Below are 19,896 nucleotides of genomic sequence, written 5' to 3'. Positions count from 1 at the left end.
AAACCGATAATCGGGGCCTGTTTACACCGTCAACGGCGCATGCCGGCGACCCGCACCCCATGTCCGCTTTGCCCACCCGCGTGCTGGCCGTCATTCCGCCGATGACGCAGCTCAACACTCCCTACCCCTCCACGGCCTATCTGACCGGCTTTCTGCGCTCGCGCGGCATCACCGCCATGCAGGAAGACCTGGCACTGGCCCTGGTGCTGCAACTGCTCTCGCCCGATGGCCTGCGCGCCGTGGCCGAGCGCATCCAGAGTCTGCCTGCCAGGCAGCACACGCCTGCCGTCCAGTCCTTTGTCGCGCAGCAGGAGCGCTATCTGGCCACGATCGCGCCCACGATTGCGTTTTTGCAGGGGCGAGACTCCACGCTGGCCCATCGCATCGTGGGGCGCCACTTTCTGCCCGAAGGCCCACGCTTTGCCACGCTCGATGTGTATGAGGACGAAGAGGGCGGCGATCCGCTGGGATGGGCTTTCGGCGCTTTAGGCCTGCAAGACAAGGCCAAGCATCTGGCCACGCTATACCTCAACGATCTGGCCGATGTGCTGCGCGATGCCGTGGACGAGCGCTTCGAGTTCGTGCGCTATGCCGAATCGCTGGCCGGCAGCCAGCCCAGCTTCGATCCGCTGGCCAGCGCACTGGCGGCAGAGCCGAATCTGGTGGACGAAGTGCTGGAGCGCCTGACGCTGGAGGCCGTGGAGCGCCACCAGCCCACGGTGGTGCTGCTGTCCGTGCCCTTTCCGGGCTCGGCCTATGCGGCGTTTCGCATTGCCCAGACCATCAAGCGGCGCTTCCCGCAGATCGCCACCGTGCTGGGCGGCGGCTTTGTCAACACCGAGCTGCGCGAACTGGCCGAGCCGCGCGTGTTCGACTACTTCGACTTCGTGACACTGGATGCGGGCGAACGCCCGCTGCTGGCGCTGCTCGAGCATCTGCGCGGCGAGCGCGGCAGATCGCGCCTGGTGCGCAGCTTTGTGCGCGGCGACGATGGCAAGGTGCAGTACGTGAACATGATGGAGTCCGACATCGCGTTTGCCGAGGTCGGAACGCCCACCTGGGACGGCCTGCCGCTGGACCGATACCTGTCGCTGCTGGACATGCTCAACCCCATGCACCGTCTGTGGAGTGATGGGCGCTGGAACAAGCTCACCGTGGCCCATGGCTGCTACTGGAAGAAGTGCAGCTTCTGCGATGTCAGCCTGGACTATATCGGCCGCTACGAAGGCGCCAGCTCCGCCGTGCTGGCCGACCGCATCGAGGCCATCGTCGCCGAGACCGGCCAGACCGGCTTTCACTTTGTCGATGAAGCCGCGCCGCCCAAGGCGCTCAAGGCGCTGTCGCAGGAGCTGATTGCGCGCAACGCCGGCATCTCCTGGTGGGGCAATGTGCGCTTTGAGAAGACCTTCACGCCCGAGCTGGCCGAGCTGATGGCCGACAGCGGCTGCATCGCCATCTCGGGCGGCCTGGAAGTGGCATCCGACCGGCTGCTGGCGCTGATGAAAAAAGGCGTGACCGTGGACCAGGTGGCACGCGTGACCAAGGCGTTCTCGGAGGCCGGCATCCTGGTCCATGCCTATCTGATGTACGGCTTTCCGACGCAGACCGTGCAGGACACGGTGGACGCGCTCGAGTATGTGCGCCAGCTGTTCCTCAACGGCTGTATCCAAAGCGGCTTCTTTCACCGCTTCAGCTGCACCGTGCACTCGCCCGTGGGCCTCAACCCCGAGGAATACGGCATCGAGCTGCCGCCGCTGCCCGAGGGCAACTTTGCCAAGAACGACCGTCCCTTCATCGACCCCACCGGCGTCGATCACGACGCACTGGGTGCGGCGCTCAAGAAGGCCATCTACAACTTCATGCACGGCATCGCGCTGGAGGAGGATGTGCGCATGTGGTTCCCGTTCAAGGTGCCCAAGCCTACGGTCAAGCGCGATCGCATTGCGCGCGCGCTGCAGCAGAAGCAATGAATTTGATAGCTTCTTGCGCTTGCTGATCAATCACTTCATATCTATTTATTAATGAAATCATTGATGGGTTGGCGCTGGAAGCTATGTATTTGATAGTCTGACGTTCTGCCGCCGTTTTCCCGCGTGTGCAAGAGACCACAGTCCCTGGTTTACCAGTGCTTGCACGACCCCAGCGGGCAAGCACTGCTTGCCATAATCTGCTCCGTTTTTGATATCTCCAAGGAGCGATGGGATGGGAATGTTTCAATGGACGGAGCGATCGTCCGATGTCTTGCAGGGCGGTGGCGTCATCGGCCCCGATGAGCGACTGCCCTGGACGCAGACCGGTTTGATGGGTATCCAGCACGTGATCGCCATGTTCGGCTCCACGGTGCTGGCTCCCATCCTCATGGGGTTCGATCCCAATCTGGCGGTGTTGATGAGCGGCATCGGCACGCTGATCTTCTTTCTCATCACCGGCGGCAAGGTGCCCAGCTATCTGGGCTCTTCCTTTGCCTTCATCGGCGTGGTCAACATCGCCACCGGCTACGTGGCCAGCCAGGGACCTGCCAACGCCAATATCGGCGTGGCGCTGGGCGGCATCATTGCCTGCGGCTTTGTCTACATGCTGGTCGGCCTGCTGGTGCAGATGGTGGGCACGGCCTGGATCGAACGCTTCATGCCGCCCGTGGTGACGGGCGCCGTGGTGGCCATCATCGGCCTGAACCTGGCCTCGATTCCCATCAAGAACATGGCGTCCAACAACTTCGAGTCCTGGATGCAGGCGCTGACCTTTGTCTCCGTGGCGCTGGTGGCGGTGTTCACGCGCGGCATGCTGCAGCGCCTGCTGATTCTGATCGGCCTGATCATTGCCAGCGTGCTCTACGCCGTCTTCACCAACGGCCTGGGCTGGGGCAAGCCCGTGGATCTGAGCGGCGTGCTCAATGCCGCCTGGTTCGGCATTCCCAGCTTCCATGCGCCGGTGTTCACCAGCAATGCCATGCTGCTGATCGTGCCCGTGGTCATCATCCTGGTGGCCGAGAACCTGGGCCATATCAAGGCGGTGACCGCCATGACGGGCAAGAACCTGGACCAGTACATGGGTCGTGCCTTCATCGGTGACGGCGTGGCCACCATGGTCTCCGGTGCAGCCGGCGGCACAGGCGTGACCACCTATGCCGAAAACATCGGCGTGATGGCGGCGACCCGCATCTACTCCACGGCCGTGTTCTTTGTGGCGGCCCTGCTGGCCGTGCTGCTGGGCTTCTCGCCCAAGTTCGGTGCGCTGATCCAGGCCATTCCCCTGCCCGTGATGGGCGGTGTCTCCATCGTGGTGTTCGGCCTGATCGCCATTGCCGGCGCCAAGATCTGGGTGGACAACAAGGTGGACTTCTCCGACACCAAGAATCTGATCGTGGCTGCCATCACCCTGATCCTGGGCACCGGAGAATTCACGCTGAGGTTCGGCGAATTCGCGCTGGGCGGCATCGGCTGCGCCACCTTTGGCGCCATCATCCTGTATGCGCTGCTGACCATGGGCGAGCGCAAATCGGAAACCAAGGTACAGGCCAAGTGAGTGCCAACATGTAATCGGGGGAACATTCCCCTGACAGCAGCGCGGGGCCTTTGCCGAGAATTCCGATGTTAATGTTCCGCGCTGGTAACATTTCTCTCTGGAGATATGCCGCCCTACCCGGGCGGTTTTTTTTGGAGGTGCCAGCCTGAGCGCCGAGCATGAGCCGCAAGAATGCCAGCGCGTTGGCGCCGGTCAGGCTCGCGTGCCGGGCCGGGGCCTCTGAGTTTGGAGCATGCAATGTCCATCGCAGATCGCGTACGTTACCCAGAATTCCTCTCGCGCGTCATGACGGCCGAAGAGGCCGCCGCCCTGATTCCCCACGGTGTCAATGTCGGCATGAGCGGCTTTACCGGAGCCGGTTATCCCAAGGCATTGCCACAGGCCATAGCGGCCCGTGCCAAGGCAGAGCATGCCCAGGGCAAGCCCTACAAGATCAATGTCTGGACCGGCGCGTCCACCGCCGCCGAATGCGACGGCGTGATGGCCGAAGCCCACGCACTGGGTCAGCGCCTGCCCTTTAACACCGATCCCATCGCGCGCAAGGCCGTGAACTCGGGTGAGATCGACTTCATCGACATGCACCTGTCCCATGTGGCGCAGCATGCCTGGTTCGGCTTTCTGGGCCATATGAACATCGCCGTGATCGAGGTGCTGGGCGTGACCGCCGATGGTCTGCTGATCCCGTCGACGGCCGTGGGCAACAACAAGACCTGGCTGGAGATCGCCGACAAGGTGATTCTGGAAGTCAACACCAAGCCGCCCGCCCGGATGGAGGGCATGCACGACATCTACTACGGCACGGCCATCCCGCCGCGCCGCATGCCCATCAACATGACGCATGCCGATGACCGCATCGGCGATGCCTACCTGAAGGTGGACCCCGCCAAGGTCGTGGCCGTGGTCGAGACCCACAAGGGCGACCGCGACAATGTGTTTGCCACACCGGACGAAAACTCCCAGAAAATAGCCGGCTACATCATCGACTTCCTGGCCCACGAGATGAAGATGGGCCGCCTGCCCAAGGAAATGCTGCCCATCCAGTCGGGTGTGGGCAATGTGGCCAATGCCGTGCTGGCAGGCTTGCTGACCGGCCCGTTCGAGAACCTGCTGGGCTTTACCGAAGTGCTGCAGGACGGCATGCTGGATCTGCTGCGCGCGGGCAAGATGAGCAAGGCCTCGGCCACCTCCATCTCGCTGTCTGCTGCGGCCTACAAGGACTTCGAGGACAACATCGACTTCTACCGCGAGCGCATCATCCTGCGCCCGCAGGAAATCTCCAACCACCCCGAGCTGGTGCGCCGCCTGGGCATCATCGCCATGAACTCGATGATCGAAGCCGACATTTACGGCAACATCAACTCCACCCATGTCATGGGCACGGGCATGATGAACGGCATCGGCGGATCGGGCGACTTTGCACGTAACGGCTATCTGTCCTTCTTCGTCACGCCTTCGGTGGCCAAGGACGGCAAGATCAGCTGCATCGTGCCCATGTGCTCGCATGTGGACCACACCGAGCATGACACCCAGATCATCGTCACCGAGCAGGGTCTGGCCGATCTGCGTGGTCTGTCGCCCAAGCAGCGTGCGCAAGTCATCATCGACAAGTGTGCCCATCCGGACTACCGCGCCCAGCTGCAGGATTATTTCGACCGCTCGCGCCAGCAGGGTGCACAGCACACGCCGCATATCCTGACCGAGGCACTGTCCTGGCATCAGCGCTTCATGGACAAGGGCGATATGCGGGGCTGAGTTACCCCCTGAGCCGCTTTGCGGCTTCCCCCAAGGGGGACGACACCATTGCTGCGGGGCCGCCTAGGCCCTTGCTTGGTGTCTCTGATCTGGTAGCTGGTGAACTGGTCGCCGTGTACTAGTCCGCTTGGTGCTGGCGTCTGCTGCTCCAAGTCCTTAGCATCGAAGGACGCTCTGCAAAGAGCGTCCTTTTTTCATGCACCACAAGGACTGGTATGGCGATCTGGACCCGAGAGCTCGATCTGAAAGCGCTGAACGCAGGCAGCGCAAACACTGCAATTTCCCACCTGGGCATTGAGTTCACCGAATACGGCGACGACTATGTACGCGCCCGCATCCATGTGGATGAACGCACCTGCCAGCCCTATGGCATTTTGCACGGCGGTGTCAGCGTGGTGCTGGCCGAGACGCTGGGCTCCATGGCCGCGGCCTGCAGCATTCCCGAAGGCTACCGCTGCGTGGGCCTGGGCGTGACTGCCAATCATGTGCGAGCAGGCCGCAAGGGCAGCTGGATCACCGCCACGGCGCGGCCCACGCACCTGGGGCGCACCACGCATGTCTGGGCGGTGGAGCTGCGCGATGAAGAGGGCAAGCTGACCTGCAATTGCAGTCTGACGATGGCGATCCTGCCGCCAGAGGCGGCGAAGAATGTGCGACTGGATGCGGCGTCGTTGGGTGGGGTGTAGTAGGTTTTTGGTTTGCGAGACCGCTTTGTTTTGAGGATATAGGCCGGGGCGAGTCCCGGCCTCTGTCCATAAATCAGGCATACGGTGCAATCCAAACATCAAACAAAGGAGGTCTCAAACGCTTATCTATCAGGCGTGAAGAGCTATCAAAACAAGACGACAGTCAAACTCCCAGCAACGCCGACAGCTTCTGCGGCTGCTGCAGCAGATCCGTGGACTGAGCCTGCAAGGCCAGTCGGCCTTTTTCCATCACCACGGCCTTGTCGGTATGGGCCAGCACCTTCTTGTAGTCTCGGTCCACGATCAACGTGGAGATGCCGGTTTCACGAATCTGGGCAATCACGCGCCAGATTTCGGCCACCACCAGCGGAGCCAGTCCTTCGGTGGCCTCGTCCAGAATCATGAGGCGCGGATTGGTCATCAGTGCGCGGCCGATGGAGACCATCTGCTGCTCGCCGCCCGAGAGCTGGTCGCCGCCGTTGGACAGGCGCTCCTTGAGGCGTGGAAAGGTTTCCAGCACGCGCTCGTAGGTCCAGCTCCTGCGGCCGTCCAGGCCGGCTCTGGCGCTCATCAAGAGGTTTTCCTTGACGGAGAGATTGGGAAATACGCCGCGCCCTTCGGGGACATAGCCAATGCCGAGACGCGCCATTCTTTCGGGGGCGGAATTTGTGACTTCCTTGCCATCGGCAAACACCCTGCCCGAGCGCGCCGCCACATAGCCCATCAGCGTGCGGATCAGCGTGGTCTTGCCCATGCCGTTGCGGCCCAGCAGGCCCACGGCCTGGCCCTGAGGCAGATCCAGCGAGACGCCGTGCAGGATATGGCTGTCGCCGTAAAAGCTGTGCATCTCTTGCAGGCTGAACATGGCATGGTTCGAAGCCCCGGAAAGTGGGCGCGTGCCTGTGCCAGAGGCACCGGGCAAGGGCCGCCCCGCAGCGATGGTGCCGTCCCCCTCCCGCGCAGCGAGAGAGGGGGAAGCGACAGAGCCGCTCAGGGGGTGCCTTGTTTCAAGCATGTTCTTCTTCTCCCAGATAGGCGGTGCGCACGACCGGGTCGTTGCGAATCTGATCGGGCGTGCCCGTGGCTACCACGCTGCCGTTGACCATGACGGTGATGCGATCGGCGATGCGGAAAACGGCATCCATATCGTGCTCCACCAGCAGCACGGCATGCGCGGATTTGAGCTCCTGCAGCAGCTCCAGCATGCGTTCTGTCTCTTCGGCGCCCATGCCTGCCAGAGGTTCGTCCAGCAGCAGCACGCGGGGTGCTGTGGCCAGACACATGGCGACCTCCAGCTGGCGCTTGGCGCCGTGGCTGAGGCTGCCGGCGATGCGCTCGGCATGCTGGTCAAGACCTGCGCGCTGCAGTGCAGATTGCGCCCGCTGCATGCTGGCTGCGCAATGCTGGGCCGATTCCCAGATGCGCCAGGGTCTGGGCAGCGCCTGGGCCTGGGCCGTGAGGCGACAGTTCTCCAGCACCGTGAACTCGGGAAAGATGGTGGTGCGCTGATAGCTGCGCCCGATGCCGGCCTTGGCGCGCTGCGGCTGCGGCATCTGCGTGACGTCCCGGCCTTCAAGCGCAATGCTGCCGCTGCTGGCCGCTATCTCGCCCGAGAGCATGTTGATCAGCGTGGACTTGCCTGCGCCGTTGGTGCCGATGACGGCATGGACCTCGCCCTGGTGCAGATCCAGGTCCACATTGTTCACGGCCACCAGCCCGCCAAAGCGCCGCGTCAGGCCGCGCACCGACATCTGGGGAGCATTGTCCGCATTAGCCATGATCTGCTCCTTGCTGGCCGGCGCTTGTCGACTGAGACTTCTGCGCTGCTGCCTTCTTCTGCCATTTGTCGTTGATGCCTACCAGCCCCTTGGGCAGCAGCGCGACCAGCGCGATGATGGCGATGCCCAGCGTCAGCTGCCAGTGATCTGCGGCATTGCCAACGATGGCATGCGTGCTCAGCAGCTCCTTGAGCAGCACAAAGGTGATGGTGCCCAGTACGGCACCGCGCAGCGAGCCCACGCCACCCAGAATCAGCATCAGCAATACCTCGCCGGAGTGGTGCCAGGCCAGCAGCTCGGGGTTGACCACGGCATCGCGTGCGGCCAGCAGAAAGCCCGCCAGACCCGCCAGCGCACCGGCAATCACAAAGCCGGCGAGCTTGTAGCCGTAGGTGGCAAAGCCGGCAGCGCGCATGCGCTGCTCGTTGACGCGAATGCCGGCCAGCGCATGGCCGAAGCGAGAGTGGCGCAGCATGGCGATGAAGGCATAGACCAGCACCAGCGCGGCCAGTACCACGAAGTACTGCGTGCTGCTGCTTTCCATGTCCAGTGCGCCTATGGCCGGGCGCTGAATCAGGTAGATGCCGTCGCTGCCGCCAAAGTAGCCCACGTCGTGCACGACGAAGAAAGCCAGTTGCGCGAATGCCAGCGTGACCATGATGAAGTACACGCCCTTGGTGCGCAGACTCAGGGCGCCCACCAACAGCGCATACAGGCCCGAGACACCGACGGCGGCGCCGAGCATGACGAGAAAGTTGCTGCCGTCCTGGCCGGCTGCCTTCACAGCCGCATAGGCACCGAGCCCGAAGTAGGCCGCATGGCCCAGGCTGACCAGCCCTGCGCCGCCCACCAGGATATGCAGACTCAGCGCAAAGATGGACAGGATCATGATCTTGACGACCAGATCGGAGAGATAGGCCGACCAGAAGGGCTGTGCGGCAGCCAGCAGCGCTGCAACAGCCAGCGGCAGCACCACAGCTACCCACACGCTTTTGGCGCGAATGGGGCGGCTCTGGTTGGTGACGGCCGGTGCTTCTGCATAGGCCTGATTGGATTGCGGCAGCGGCGTATAGGAGGTGTCGCTCATATCAGTGATCCTTGACACTGCTTGCAGAATTGGCGTGAGCCAAGCAGGGGACATGGGGCAAGGGCCTGACCGGCCGCGCTGCCCCGCAGCGAAGGTGTTGTCCCCGTCTCGCGTGGCGAGCAAGGGGGGAAGGCGCGAAGCGACTCAGGAGGAGCTTCATCATCTCTTGCCCATCAGGCCTTCCGGGCGCCATACAAGGATCACGGCCATCAGCAGATAGATGCTCATGCCGCTGAGTTCCTGGAAGAACACCTTGCCGAAGGTATCCACAAAGCCCACCAGCAGCGAGGCAATCAGCGCGCCGGTGATAGAGCCTATGCCGCCGATGACCACCACCACAAAGCAGATGATGAGCACGCTGGAGCCCATGTTCGGATAGACCGAACTCATGGGCGCCGCGATCATTCCGGCCAGGGCCGCCAGGGCCACGCCCACGGCAAAGACGATGCGGTAGAGGCGCTTGATGTTGATGCCCAGGCCGCGCACCATGTCGCGGTTGCTGGCACCGGCACGAATCATCATGCCCAGACGCGTGCGGTTGACGGTGTAGTACATCAGCAGCGCCACCAGCAGGCAGGCAGCGGCTGCAAACACGTTGTACCAGGGGTACTGCATCATGCCCATCAAAGGGAAGCTGCCGGCCAGCCAGGCAGGCTTTTCCACGCCATGCACATCGTTGCCCACGAGGATGGCGCGCAGGCCTTCAAACACCAGAATCAGGCCATAGGTCATCAGCACCTGCTGCAGGTGATCGCGTTCGTAGAGAAAGCTGAAGAATGCCCATTCGAGAAAATAGCCCAGCACCACGGCCAGTACCACGCCGACCAGCAGCATGATGATGAAATGCTGGCCCAGGTACGGTGCGAGCGAGAACGCCACATAGGCACCGATCATGTAGAAGCTGCCATGGGCGAGGTTGATCACCCCCATGATGCCGAAGATCAGCGTCAGGCCGGAGGCCAGCAGAAACAGAAGCAGTCCGTACTGAACAGAGTTCAGACACTGCACCAGAAAAGTGGCGAGATCCACGGCAATCCTTGTTGAAGCAGGAGGCTGCAAAGCGGGGCATACAGCCCGGCGAATCGTCGATTCGCGCTGGAGACGAGGTGCTCTGTCGCAGGCGGCACCGAAGGTGCGGCAGGACAGAGCAAGCAGGTATCGAGGGCGGTATGGCTCGCGTCTATTACATGCGGCAGCCGCGGGCCGGGTCCGCCAGCGCCTTCACTGCCACGCTGATCTTCTTGTTCTCCTTGCCGTCGACCTTGCGCAGATAGATGTCCTGCACGGGATTGTGTGCCTTGCTCAAGGTGAAGTCGCCGCGCGGGCTGGCAATCGTGGCTTTTTCGATGGCAGTGCGGAAGACATCCTTCTTGCCGATGTCGCCGCCGGCGGCCTTCAGGCCCACGGCCAGCATCTGTGCGGCGTCATAGCCTTGCACGGCATAGACATCGGGCTGCAGCTTGTAGTTCTTGGCGTAATTGGTGCGGAAGGCCTGATCGCGCGCCGTACCCAGTTCGTCGGCATAGTGCAGCGTGGTCAGCATGCCCTGGGCGGCCTCGCCCTGAGCGTCCAGCGTGCCGTCGGTCAGAAAGCCCGGTCCGTAGAGCGGAATGGTTTTGGACAGGCCCGAGGCGTGATAGTCCTTGACGAATTTCACGGCACCTGCGCCCGCGAAGAAGGAGAACACGGCATCGGGCTTGGCCGCTGCGATCTCGGTCAGCAGAGCCTGGAATTCAACGTTGGGAAACGGCAGCGTCAGCTGCTTGCTGACCTTGCCGCCGCTTTTCTCGAAGCCTTCCTTGAAGCCGTTGACGGCCTCTTCACCGGCAGCGTACTTCCAGGTCAGGGTCATGGCATTTTTCTTGCCTTCCTTGGCTGCGACCACGCCCATGGGGTAGGCCGTCTGCCAGTTGGAGAAGGAGCTTCGGAAGATATTGGGAGCGCACATGGGGCCGGTGACTGCATCGGCTCCCGCATTGGGCACGATGAGCACGGTGCCGCTTTCCTTGGCGGCCTTGGCCATGGCCATGGCCACGCCGGAGTGCACGGTGCCGATGATCACATCGACCTTGTCGCGCTTGATGAGGCGGTTGACGTTGTCCGTTGCCTTGGCGGGATCTGACTCATCGTCGACCTTGAAGTATTCGATCTCGCGCCCGCCCAGCTTGCCGCCTTGCTCGGCTACCTGCATGCGAAAGCCGTTCTCGATCGCCACGCCCAGGGCTGCATAAGTGCCGCTGAAAGGCAGCATGAAGCCGACCTTGATCTTCTCCTGCGCGATGGCGCTGCTGCCGCTTGCGGCGGCAGCCAGTGCGATTGCGCTCCATATTGCCCATTGCTTGCTCATGCTTGTCTCCTGCTGGTTGATGGACGAATGCCGGCTTACTCTCAGATCAACGGTTATGACTGGCTGTGGTGCTGGGGTTGGCACTGATGCACGAGCGCACTCTAACAACTTTAGGTTTAAAGCAATACCAGCGATTGCCCTAGTTTGTGACTACTGTTTTGATAGCTTCTTGCAACCTTGCGATAAGCAATTAGCGCGGCTTGGATTCCAGCTCACGCAAACGAAAGCGCTGGATCTTTCCTGTCGCGGTCTTTGGCAGCTCATCGACAAATTCAATGAAGCGCGGGTATTTGTAGGCGGCCAGCCGATTCTTCACAAAGGCCTTGAGTTCAGCCTCGCTGGGGCTCTGTCCTGGCTTGCACACCACATAGGATTTGGTCTTGGTCAGGCCCTGTTCGTCGGTCACGCCGATCACGGCCGCCTCAAGTACGGCAGGGTGCTGCTGCAGCGTGGATTCGACCTCGAAGGGCGAGACATAGATGCCGCTGACCTTGAGCATGTCGTCGCTGCGGCCTGCATAGGTGTAGTAGCCGTCAGCATCGCGCACATATTTGTCGCCGCTCTTGAGCCAGGCGCCCTGGAAGGTGTCGCGCGTCTTGTCGCGGTTGGCCCAGTACATCAGGGCCGCGCTCGGGCCCTTGATGTAGAGGTCGCCGATCTCGCCATCGGCCACGGGCTGTCCGTCCTCGCCGCGCAGCTCCACCGCATAGCCGGGCACAGGTTTGCCGGTGCTGCCGTAGCGTATATCGTCCGGGCGGTTGGAGAGGAAGATATGCAGCATTTCGGTGGAGCCGATGCCGTCCACGATATCGGCGCCGAAGTGGGTCTTGAAGCGCTGGGCAATCTCGGCCGGCAGGGCTTCGCCCGCCGACGAGCACATGCGCAGGCTGACCTGTTCGCGTGCCGGCAGGGTGGGGTGAGCCAGCATGCCCGCAAAGCCCGTAGGCGCTCCGAAAAACACTGTGGGCTGGTGCTCGGTCCAGCGCCTGAAAGTGGCTTCCGGCGTGGGTCGCTCGGCCATCAGCACCACGCTGGCTCCCACGCTCAGAGGGAAGGTCAGGGCATTGCCAAGGCCGTAGGCGAAGTAGAGCTTGGCGGCGGAAAAGCAGATATCGTTTTCGTTCAGGCCCAGCACCGGTTTGCCATACAGCTCGGCCGTCCAGTAGGGGTTGGCGTGGGTATGCACCGCCCCCTTGGGTTTGCCGGTGGAGCCCGAGGAATACAGCCAGAAGCCAGGGTCGTCGCCCATGGTTCTGGCGGCATGAGCGAGCGGCGTTTGCTGCTGCAGCCAGGGCTGCAGCGGCTCGAAGGCCGGCGGCAGGCCTTGCGGTGCTTCATCGGGCCTGGCGACCCAGATATGGTTGACCTCATGCTGCGCCTGCTCCAGGGCCTGCTGCACCACGGCAACCAGCGCGCCATTGGTCACGATCGCCTGAGCACGGCAATGCTCGAGCATATAGGCGTAGTCGGCAGCAGTGAGCAAGGTATTCACCGCCACCGGCACCACGCCTGCGTACATGGCTCCCAGAAAGGAGATCACCCACTCGCGCATATCGTGCATGACCAGCAGCACGCGCTCCTCGCGATGGATGCCGGCAGCGAGCAGGCCATGGGCCAGGCGGCGCGCCTGCTCCTGCAACTGCGCATAGCTGAGCGTTCCCTGGTCATCGGTGTAGGCGTTCTTGTCACCCCGCCCCTGGTTGAGATCGAACAGGTGCTGGGCGAAGTTGAAGGGCTGACTGAAGTCTGTCATGGCTCATGCTCCCGTCGTTTCGGCCAGTGCCTGCAGAAGCTGTGGTGCGGCTTGTATGGCGCTTTTGCGATGATAGAAATCCAGTGCCCGCAGGCCGCCGAGTTCGGAGCCGCCGCCGGCGCGGCCCGGACCGCCATGCAGGGACTGGGGCATGACATTGCCGTGGCCCGTATGCAGTCTGGCGACAGCGGGCGTGACCACGTGCACGCGGCCGTGGCTGGCTGCGAGATCGGTGGCGGCTGCGGCCAGGGCCTGGTCGTCATCGCCGTAAATCGAGCAGACCAGCGAGCCCTGGCCGCGATGCGCCAGTGCCAGGCCATGTGCCAGGTCACGGTAGGGCATGAGCGTGGCCACCGGGCCAAAGACTTCCATGTCATGCACGAGTGCACTGCCATCGGGGTCCTGTGTGCCCAGCAGCACGGGCTGGGCGCAGGCGGCAATCGCCGGGTCGGCATCGATCAGCGCATTACGTCGGCCGTCATGCAGGGCCGTGGTGTGCTCCAGCAACCGGCCCAGGCCCTGCTGCACGCTGTCGTACTGCTCGCGGCTGACCAGAGATCCCATGCGTACGGCGTCGTTGCGCGGGTTGCCCACGGCGATCTTTGCCAGTTGCGCTCCGACGGCCTGGGCCACATCGTCGTACAGAGCTTGTGGTACCAGCACGCGGCGTATGGCCGTGCATTTCTGGCCGGATTTGACCGTCATTTCGCGCACTACCTCACGCGCCAGCAAGGCGGCAGCTTCGCTGTCCGGGCCATGGCCGGGCAGCAGCAGCGCGCAGTTCACGCTGTCGGCCTCGATATTGCTGCGCACCGAGTGGCGGGCTATGGCCGCGTGAGAGCGTATGGCCGAAGCCGTCTCCGCAGACCCCGTGAAGGAGACCACATCCATGGGCTGCAGCTGATCCAGCAAGCCGGCGGCACTGCCGCAGACGATGGACAAAGCGCCTGGCGGCAATATGCCGGCATCGATCACATCCTTGACCATGCGCTGGGTCAGCCAGGCGGTGGCCGTGGCCGGCTTGACGATGACGGGCACGCCCGAGAGCAGGGCAGCAGCCGCTTTTTCCCACAGCCCCCAGGCAGGGAAGTTGAAGGCGTTGATGAACAGCGCCACGCCGCGTGTCGGGACCTGGATATGCCGGGACAGAAAGGCTCCATCCTTGGCCAGCGCCACGGCTTCGCCGTCGCTCAGATGCCTCGCATCGCCGAGCGCTGCACCCCATCTGGCGTATTGGTTCAGGGTGTAGATGCCGCCGTCCACATCGACGGCGGTGTCGTTTCTGACGGTGCCGCTGTTGGCGGTGGATATCTCGTAATACGCATCGCGCCGGCTTTGCAGCACGGCGGCAATATCGGCCAGCAGGCTGGCGCGCCGGGCGTAGCTGAGGGCTCGCAAGGCCTTTCCTCCGGTGTCGCGTGCGAAGGCAAAGGCGGCGCCCAGATCAAGCCCTGTGGCATCGACACGCACCAGCTCTGCTCCCAGTACCGGGTCGCGTAACAAACTGCCCGGGCCGCTGCCGGTTTGCCAGCGGCCAGCCACATGGTTGGCCAGTAACTCGGTCATGGGGGTCTCCTGAAGTGCTGTTCTGATCAGCATCAAATCTTTGATGGAACATGCAATATTGTGCGTGCAATCAAAAGATAAATACGAGACAATGCAGTGTCAAGCAATATATTGCATGATTCGCGTTAACCCCGACTGTTTATCATTCACGGCCTCTGAGGAGCTTTATGGATCAGTTAGACATGGCATCCGCGTCGGTTGCGGAAGGGGATGAAGCGGGCAAAAGCCCGCTGCTGCAGGCCTTGGGCGAGAGGGTGCGCAATCTGCGTGCGCGCCGCGGTCTCACGCGCCGCGGGCTGGCTTCGGCGGCCGTGGTGTCCGAGCGCCATCTGGCCAATCTCGAATACGGCACGGGCAATGTCTCCATCCTGGTGCTGCAGCAGATCGCACATGCACTTCAGTGCAGCATGGCCGAGCTGCTGGGCGATGTGACGACGGCCAGTGCCGAATGGCTGTTGCTGCGCGAATTGCTGGAAGGCCGCAGCGAGGCCGACTTGAAGCGCGTGCGACTGGCGGCCGGAGAGATTCTGGGAACGGCGCCCATGGGCGATCCGCACCGGGCTTCGCGCATTGCCCTGATAGGCCTGCGCGGCGCGGGCAAGTCCACGTTGGGGCGTATGCTGGCAGAGCAGTTGAATGTGCCGTTTCTCGAGCTGAACCAGGAGATCGAGCGAGTGGCGGGTTGCAGCGTGCGCGAGATCTATGACCTCTATGGAGCGGGCGCCTATCGTCGTTACGAGCGCCGTGCACTCGAAGAGGCCGTGCAGATCTACAGCGATGTGGTGATTGCCACCCCGGGCGGCATCGTGTCAGACCCCGCAACCTTCAATGAGTTGCTCAGCCATTGCACCACAGTCTGGTTGCAGGCCCAGCCCGATGAGCATATGAGCCGTGTCGTGGCCCAGGGCGACACGCGGCCCATGGCGGCCAACCCCGAGGCCATGGATGATTTGCGCCGGATTCTGGACGGCCGATCGGCCTTTTATTCCAAGGCCGATCATGTGCTGGACACCAGCGGAAAGAGCGTGGCGCAAAGCCTCAAGCAGCTGAAAGTGCTGGTCGCAGCCTGACGGTATTCACAGGGGCAGGGCACGCTCCAGCACGGCGGCGATGTCAAGCCCTGCGGGGTCAAATGCCCCTACCACCATGGCTCCGTTCTGTGCGCCCAGGCGGGTGTGGATGAAGCCATCGGCCATGTGCTCGGGCGCATGCCTGTGCAGCAGGCAGGCCTGGGCCAGCAGACACAAGTCCTGCACCAGTCGACGGGCCTGCGGCTCCAGTGCCTCGGGGGAACCGGACAGGCGTTTGGCCAGCGATTGCGCCATCGCCGTCAGAAGGGGCTGGTCGGCAGCCATATCGCCGAGATCCTGCAACAGCAGGCGCGTGGCTTCAGGCTCGCGGCCCATGGCGCGCAGAACGTCGAGACACATCACATTGCCAGAGCCTTCCCAGATGGAGTTGACCGGCGCTTCACGGAACAGGCGCGCGACGATGCTGTCCTGTACATAGCCGTTGCCGCCAAAGACCTCCATGGCTTCGCCCGTGATCTCCACCGAGCGCTTGCAGACCCAGAACTTGGCGGCCGGAGTCATGATGCGCTTCCAGGCGCGGGCCAGCAGATCGCCTTCGGCCTCCGACTCATAGGCCTGAGCCAGATGCATGGCGAGCTGCATGGAGGCTTCGCTTTCGAGTGCCAGGTCCGCGAGCACGGTGGCCATCAGCGGCTGATCCGCGAGATGTCTGCCAAAGGCCGAGCGCTGGCGCGCATAGGCAATCGACTGCACGGTTGCGCTGCGCAAAATGGCCGCACTGCCCAGCACGCAGTTCAGCCGCGTGTAGCTGGCCATTTCGATGATGGTGGGAATGCCTCGGCCTTCCTCGCCCATGAGAATGCCCCAGGCGTCCTGCAGCTCCACTTCCGAGCTGGAGTTGCTGCGGTTGCCTACCTTGTCCTTGAGGCGCTGCACGCGTACGGGGTTCTTGCTTCCGTCGGGACGCCAGCGCGGCACGAAAAAACAGGCATGACCGCCGAGCTCACCGCTTGCCGTGGCCATGCGAGCCACCACCAGATGGGCGTCGCACATGGGGGCCGAGAAAAACCATTTGTGGCCGCGCAGCAGATACTCGCCGCCGCGACCTCCCTCATGCACGGGGCGAGCCACCGTGGTGTTGGCGCGCACGTCCGAGCCGCCCTGTTTTTCCGTCATGCCCATGCCTATCCAGATGGATTTTTTCTGGTCCAAGGGCAGATCGCGTGCGTCGTACTCGTGGCTGAACAACCGGGCCTGCAACTGGCTCCATAGCTGGGGCTCTTTTTGCAGCACGGGGATGGCCGCCGTGGTCATGGTGGCCGGGCATAACGTGCCTTGCTCCACCTGGCCGTGCAGGTAAAAGCCGGCGGCCCAGGCGCTCCAGCGGCCGCGGCTTGGGCTCTCGAAGGGCAAGGAGATCAGGCCCTGTTTGCGATACAGCTCCATGAGGCGATGCCAGCTGGGGTGGAATTCCACGGCATCTAGCACACGCCCGCGCGCGTCGAAGCGCTGCAGCTCGGGGGTATGGCGGTTGGCGAGCTCGGCATGCTCCCAGTTCTGCTTCTCGCCAAGCTGTTGCGCAAAGCGGTTCAGGGCCGGCACAAAGCTCTGCGCCTGCTGGCGCTGCAACACTTCCTGCAAGGCAGCGTCGGCTTGCAGCAGATTGATGCCGGTCAGCTCATCGAACTGGTTGAAGACGTCATGGGTTTCCAGGGCCTGCATGCGATCACTCCTGTGGCTGTGCGCTCGTCACAGTCCAATATAGAGCGCCGCATGGCCGACGCAAAGCGGGTTTTCAGCTGCCTTGTCGCTGGTGTTCAGCGCCTGCGTGCCTGCTCGTACAAGCCCATGACGCGCGGCACATTACCCTCCAGCTGGCGTATGCGATCGGGGCCTGTAGGGTGCGTGGAGAGAAAGCCTATGCCGCCTTCGCCCGTGGCCTGACCCATCTTGCGCCACAGACTCACGGCGGCCTGCGGGTTGTAGCCGGCGCGTGCGGCCAGCTCCAGTCCGACCAGGTCGGCATCGCTTTCGTCATTACGGCTGAACTTGAGGCTGAGCAATTGCCCGCCCAGGCGTGCAGCGGCATTGCCGATATCGCCCAGACCCAGCAATTGCGCGCCCAGCGATATGCCTATGCTGGTGGCCTGGTTCTTGGCCAGTTGCTCGCGCGAATGCTCGCGCAGGGCATGGGCCATCTCGTGGCCCATGATCATGGCGATCTCGTCGTCCGTGAGCTTGAGCTGGTCGATGATGCCGGTGTAGAAGGCGATCTTGCCGCCGGGCATGCAGAACGCGTTGATCTGCTTGCTGCCTATGAGGTTGACTTCCCAGCGCCATTGGCTGGCGCGCGGGTTCCATTGCGCGGCATAAGGGATGAGGCGCTGGGCAATGCTGCGCAGGCGCTGCAGCTGCGGGTTGCCGGCGTCTGCCAGCGCGCCCTGGGCCTTGGCCTTTTGCAGCAGCTCCTGGTATTGCTGGGTCGCAGAGTTTTCCAGCGTCTCGGCCGGTACCAGCTGGCGCATCACCGAGGCCTTGCCGACCTCCACTTGCGCCTGCGCTGGCGCGTGCATCAGCGCAGCACAGACCAGTGCGGGCAGCAGGCAGTTGCGGGTGGCGGGCAGGCGCAGGGATGAGATGAGGGCGTGCATAAGCGCCAAGTCTATGCGAGCTGCAGCCTGCCTCGGGTCAGACGGTTTCTGCAGTCTTGCGCTCTGCCTGTACTACCAGCCACAGACCACCGATCACGCCGAGCAGACCGATCACGGACCACCAGGCGGGGCGCTCGCCAACCACCAGCAGCGACAGCGCAAAAGCGGTGATCGGCTCGGCCTTGCTCAGTGCCACGCCGGTCGCGGCAGACATGCCGCGCAGGCCCACGGAGAACAGCAGATAGGCAAAGCCCGTGGCGACCATGCCCAGATAGATCACCACGGCCCAGCCGCCGGCGCTGATCTGCAGCGGCCCGCCCAGCCAGGCAGAAACGGGCAGTGACAGCAGGGCCGCGCAGGCAAACACCCAGGCATTGACCGTGGCCACACGCGATTGCAGCACCAGTGCCTGGTTGACCAGCGCGTAGGCGGCATAGGACAAACCGGCCAGCAGACACAGGGCCATGCCCGCCCATGGCAGATGCTGTCTGTCGGTGGCGGCCAGCGCCATGACAATGCCTCCGCCAACGCCGGTGCAGGTGCCCAGCCACCATTGAGGGCTGGGCATGCGCTTTTGCACCACGGCCTGCATCAGGCCGGCCCAGATGGGGCCGCTGCCTATGGCCAGCGCCGTACCCAGGGCCACGCCGCTGGCCTTGACGCCGGCAAAGAAGCTGAGGTTGTAGATGGCCATGCAGAGGCCGCAGAACACGATGCGCGCCCAGCGCATGGGTTGGCGCGCATGGCCTCGGTCCAGCAGCAGCGCCAGCGCGCCAAAGAACAGCGCGGCCATGACCATGCGCAGGCCGCCCACCCAATAGGGCGAGAGCTGTGCAGGCGCGAAATGCTGTGCCGTGCCCGTGGTGCCCCAGAGCATGGCGGCGGCCAGCACCAGGCCGACAGGGCCCAAGGCGCTGCGGGGCGAGGGAGAAGAGATAGCGGAAGTGACAGACATGGGTGAGCCATCATGCGCGGGCCAGGGCTGCTCATCTGTCGAGAAACGCTTGAAGTGCGAGGGGCGGCTCAGTGGCGCTCGCGCAGCTGGCGCGATGTCAGGCCGCGCTCGCGCCGCAGTGCATAGGCCAGGGCGCTGGCCGATGCGTAGCCGCAGCGCAGTGCGGTCGCTTCGAGTGCCGCCCCCTTTCTGAGCTGCAGCACGGCAGCGTCCAGACGCAGGCCGCGAAGCCAGTCCTGTGGCGTGCGATCCGTCAGTTCCACGAAACGGGCGTGGAACTGGGCCACGCTCAGATGCACCAGGTCCGCCAGCCGGGCCGTGGGCCAGCTTTCATGCAAAGCCGCCTGTACTTGGCGCTGCAGCCACAGCAGATCCATGCCGCGACGCTGCAGCAAGGTGGGAGCCTGCAGCACCAGCGCCATCTGCGCGGCGGCTGACAGGCTTGATTGCGGAAAGCGCAACGCCGGGGGCACGGCAAAGCGGCGCAGCTTGTCCAGCCCCTGGGTCATGGGCGCGTCGATCACCAGCACCTGGGTTTGCGGTGCTGCCAGATAGCCGTGGCCGGTACCTGCGGGTATGACCATGCCGCAGGCGCTGTCCACAAAGCTGGGTCTGCCACCCACCTCCAGCTCCATGCGGCCCTGCAGCGCAAACAGAATCTGGGCATGGTCATGGGCATGGGCCTGATGCTCGCCGCTGTAGCTGCGCACCGAGGTCTGTGCCTGGTCCAGCACAGGGCGCGGAGATACGGTGTCACGGCTCATG

16 protein-coding genes are annotated in these 19,896 nt (G+C 63.4%); 5 read left to right on the top strand and 11 right to left on the bottom strand.

Annotated elements, in window-relative coordinates:
* Nucleotides 1-59: 59 nt before the first annotated feature.
* From ACWGXF_RS05490 to ACWGXF_RS05475, 4 genes are all read left to right on the top strand, one after another.
* On the top strand, nucleotides 60-1,970 hold the full coding sequence (locus ACWGXF_RS05490) for a B12-binding domain-containing radical SAM protein (protein WP_256629423.1): 1,911 nt from the start codon (nucleotides 60-62) through the stop codon (nucleotides 1,968-1,970).
* A gap of 232 nt (nucleotides 1,971-2,202) precedes the next feature.
* On the top strand, nucleotides 2,203-3,525 hold the full coding sequence (locus ACWGXF_RS05485; RefSeq protein WP_003069662.1) for a solute carrier family 23 protein: 1,323 nt from the start codon (nucleotides 2,203-2,205) through the stop codon (nucleotides 3,523-3,525).
* A 237-nt stretch (nucleotides 3,526-3,762) separates the two neighbouring features.
* The gene (locus ACWGXF_RS05480) at nucleotides 3,763-5,277 is read left to right on the top strand and encodes an acetyl-CoA hydrolase/transferase family protein (RefSeq protein ID WP_039049343.1); all 1,515 of its coding nucleotides are present in this window, start codon (nucleotides 3,763-3,765) and stop codon (nucleotides 5,275-5,277) included.
* Between the two features lie 215 nt (nucleotides 5,278-5,492).
* Complete coding sequence (locus tag ACWGXF_RS05475; protein ID WP_034389898.1) at nucleotides 5,493-5,963, top strand: PaaI family thioesterase; 471 nt, start codon at nucleotides 5,493-5,495, stop codon at nucleotides 5,961-5,963.
* Between the two features lie 163 nt (nucleotides 5,964-6,126).
* Here the strand turns inward: ACWGXF_RS05475 and ACWGXF_RS05470 are convergent, their stop codons facing one another.
* The 7 genes from ACWGXF_RS05470 to ACWGXF_RS05440 all read right to left on the bottom strand — a co-directional run bounded on the left by ACWGXF_RS05470 (nucleotide 6,127) and on the right by ACWGXF_RS05440 (nucleotide 14,494).
* Nucleotides 6,127-6,828 (bottom strand): ABC transporter ATP-binding protein, encoded by a 702-nt coding sequence (locus tag ACWGXF_RS05470; protein WP_256629426.1) that lies wholly within the window; start codon nucleotides 6,826-6,828, stop codon nucleotides 6,127-6,129.
* A 142-nt stretch (nucleotides 6,829-6,970) separates the two neighbouring features.
* Nucleotides 6,971-7,741, bottom strand: a complete 771-nt coding sequence (locus ACWGXF_RS05465) for an ABC transporter ATP-binding protein (RefSeq protein WP_256629428.1) — start codon at nucleotides 7,739-7,741, stop codon at nucleotides 6,971-6,973.
* Entirely contained in the window at nucleotides 7,734-8,828 is a 1,095-nt protein-coding gene (locus tag ACWGXF_RS05460) for a branched-chain amino acid ABC transporter permease (RefSeq protein ID WP_256629430.1), read from the bottom strand. Before ACWGXF_RS05460 ends, ACWGXF_RS05465 begins: the two co-directional genes overlap by 8 nt.
* Before the next feature lie 159 nt (nucleotides 8,829-8,987).
* The gene (locus ACWGXF_RS05455) at nucleotides 8,988-9,857 is read right to left on the bottom strand and encodes a branched-chain amino acid ABC transporter permease (protein ID WP_003069650.1); all 870 of its coding nucleotides are present in this window, start codon (nucleotides 9,855-9,857) and stop codon (nucleotides 8,988-8,990) included.
* A gap of 154 nt (nucleotides 9,858-10,011) precedes the next feature.
* Entirely contained in the window at nucleotides 10,012-11,175 is a 1,164-nt protein-coding gene (locus ACWGXF_RS05450; protein WP_003069648.1) for an ABC transporter substrate-binding protein, read from the bottom strand.
* Between the two features lie 190 nt (nucleotides 11,176-11,365).
* Nucleotides 11,366-12,928: a benzoate-CoA ligase family protein gene (locus ACWGXF_RS05445; RefSeq protein WP_256629433.1), complete on the bottom strand. Its 1,563-nt coding sequence runs from the start codon at nucleotides 12,926-12,928 to the stop codon at nucleotides 11,366-11,368.
* A gap of 3 nt (nucleotides 12,929-12,931) precedes the next feature.
* Nucleotides 12,932-14,494, bottom strand: coding sequence for a 3,4-dehydroadipyl-CoA semialdehyde dehydrogenase (locus tag ACWGXF_RS05440; protein ID WP_256629435.1), 1,563 nt, complete (start codon nucleotides 14,492-14,494; stop codon nucleotides 12,932-12,934).
* 167 nt (nucleotides 14,495-14,661) lie between these two features.
* On the opposite strand from ACWGXF_RS05440, the gene ACWGXF_RS05435 reads away from it, so the two are divergent.
* Nucleotides 14,662-15,564 (top strand): helix-turn-helix transcriptional regulator, encoded by a 903-nt coding sequence (locus tag ACWGXF_RS05435; protein WP_012836603.1) that lies wholly within the window; start codon nucleotides 14,662-14,664, stop codon nucleotides 15,562-15,564.
* A gap of 6 nt (nucleotides 15,565-15,570) precedes the next feature.
* Here the strand turns inward: ACWGXF_RS05435 and ACWGXF_RS05430 are convergent, their stop codons facing one another.
* The 4 genes from ACWGXF_RS05430 to ACWGXF_RS05415 all read right to left on the bottom strand — a co-directional run bounded on the left by ACWGXF_RS05430 (nucleotide 15,571) and on the right by ACWGXF_RS05415 (nucleotide 19,895).
* Nucleotides 15,571-17,247, bottom strand: coding sequence for an acyl-CoA dehydrogenase family protein (locus ACWGXF_RS05430; protein WP_256629437.1), 1,677 nt, complete (start codon nucleotides 17,245-17,247; stop codon nucleotides 15,571-15,573).
* 95 nt (nucleotides 17,248-17,342) lie between these two features.
* The gene (locus ACWGXF_RS05425; protein WP_034351285.1) at nucleotides 17,343-18,176 is read right to left on the bottom strand and encodes a M48 family metallopeptidase; all 834 of its coding nucleotides are present in this window, start codon (nucleotides 18,174-18,176) and stop codon (nucleotides 17,343-17,345) included.
* A gap of 37 nt (nucleotides 18,177-18,213) precedes the next feature.
* A complete protein-coding gene (locus ACWGXF_RS05420) occupies nucleotides 18,214-19,086 on the bottom strand; it encodes a DMT family transporter (RefSeq protein WP_256631294.1) in 873 nt (290 codons plus the stop codon).
* Nucleotides 19,087-19,199: 113 nt separating this feature from the next.
* Complete coding sequence (locus tag ACWGXF_RS05415; protein ID WP_256629440.1) at nucleotides 19,200-19,895, bottom strand: helix-turn-helix domain-containing protein; 696 nt, start codon at nucleotides 19,893-19,895, stop codon at nucleotides 19,200-19,202.
* Nucleotide 19,896 lies beyond the last annotated feature (1 nt).

It is taken from the genome of Comamonas sp. HJ-2, assembly GCF_053615495.1.
Note: the sequence above shows the minus strand (reverse complement) of the source record. Positions and strands in the feature narration are given on the sequence as shown.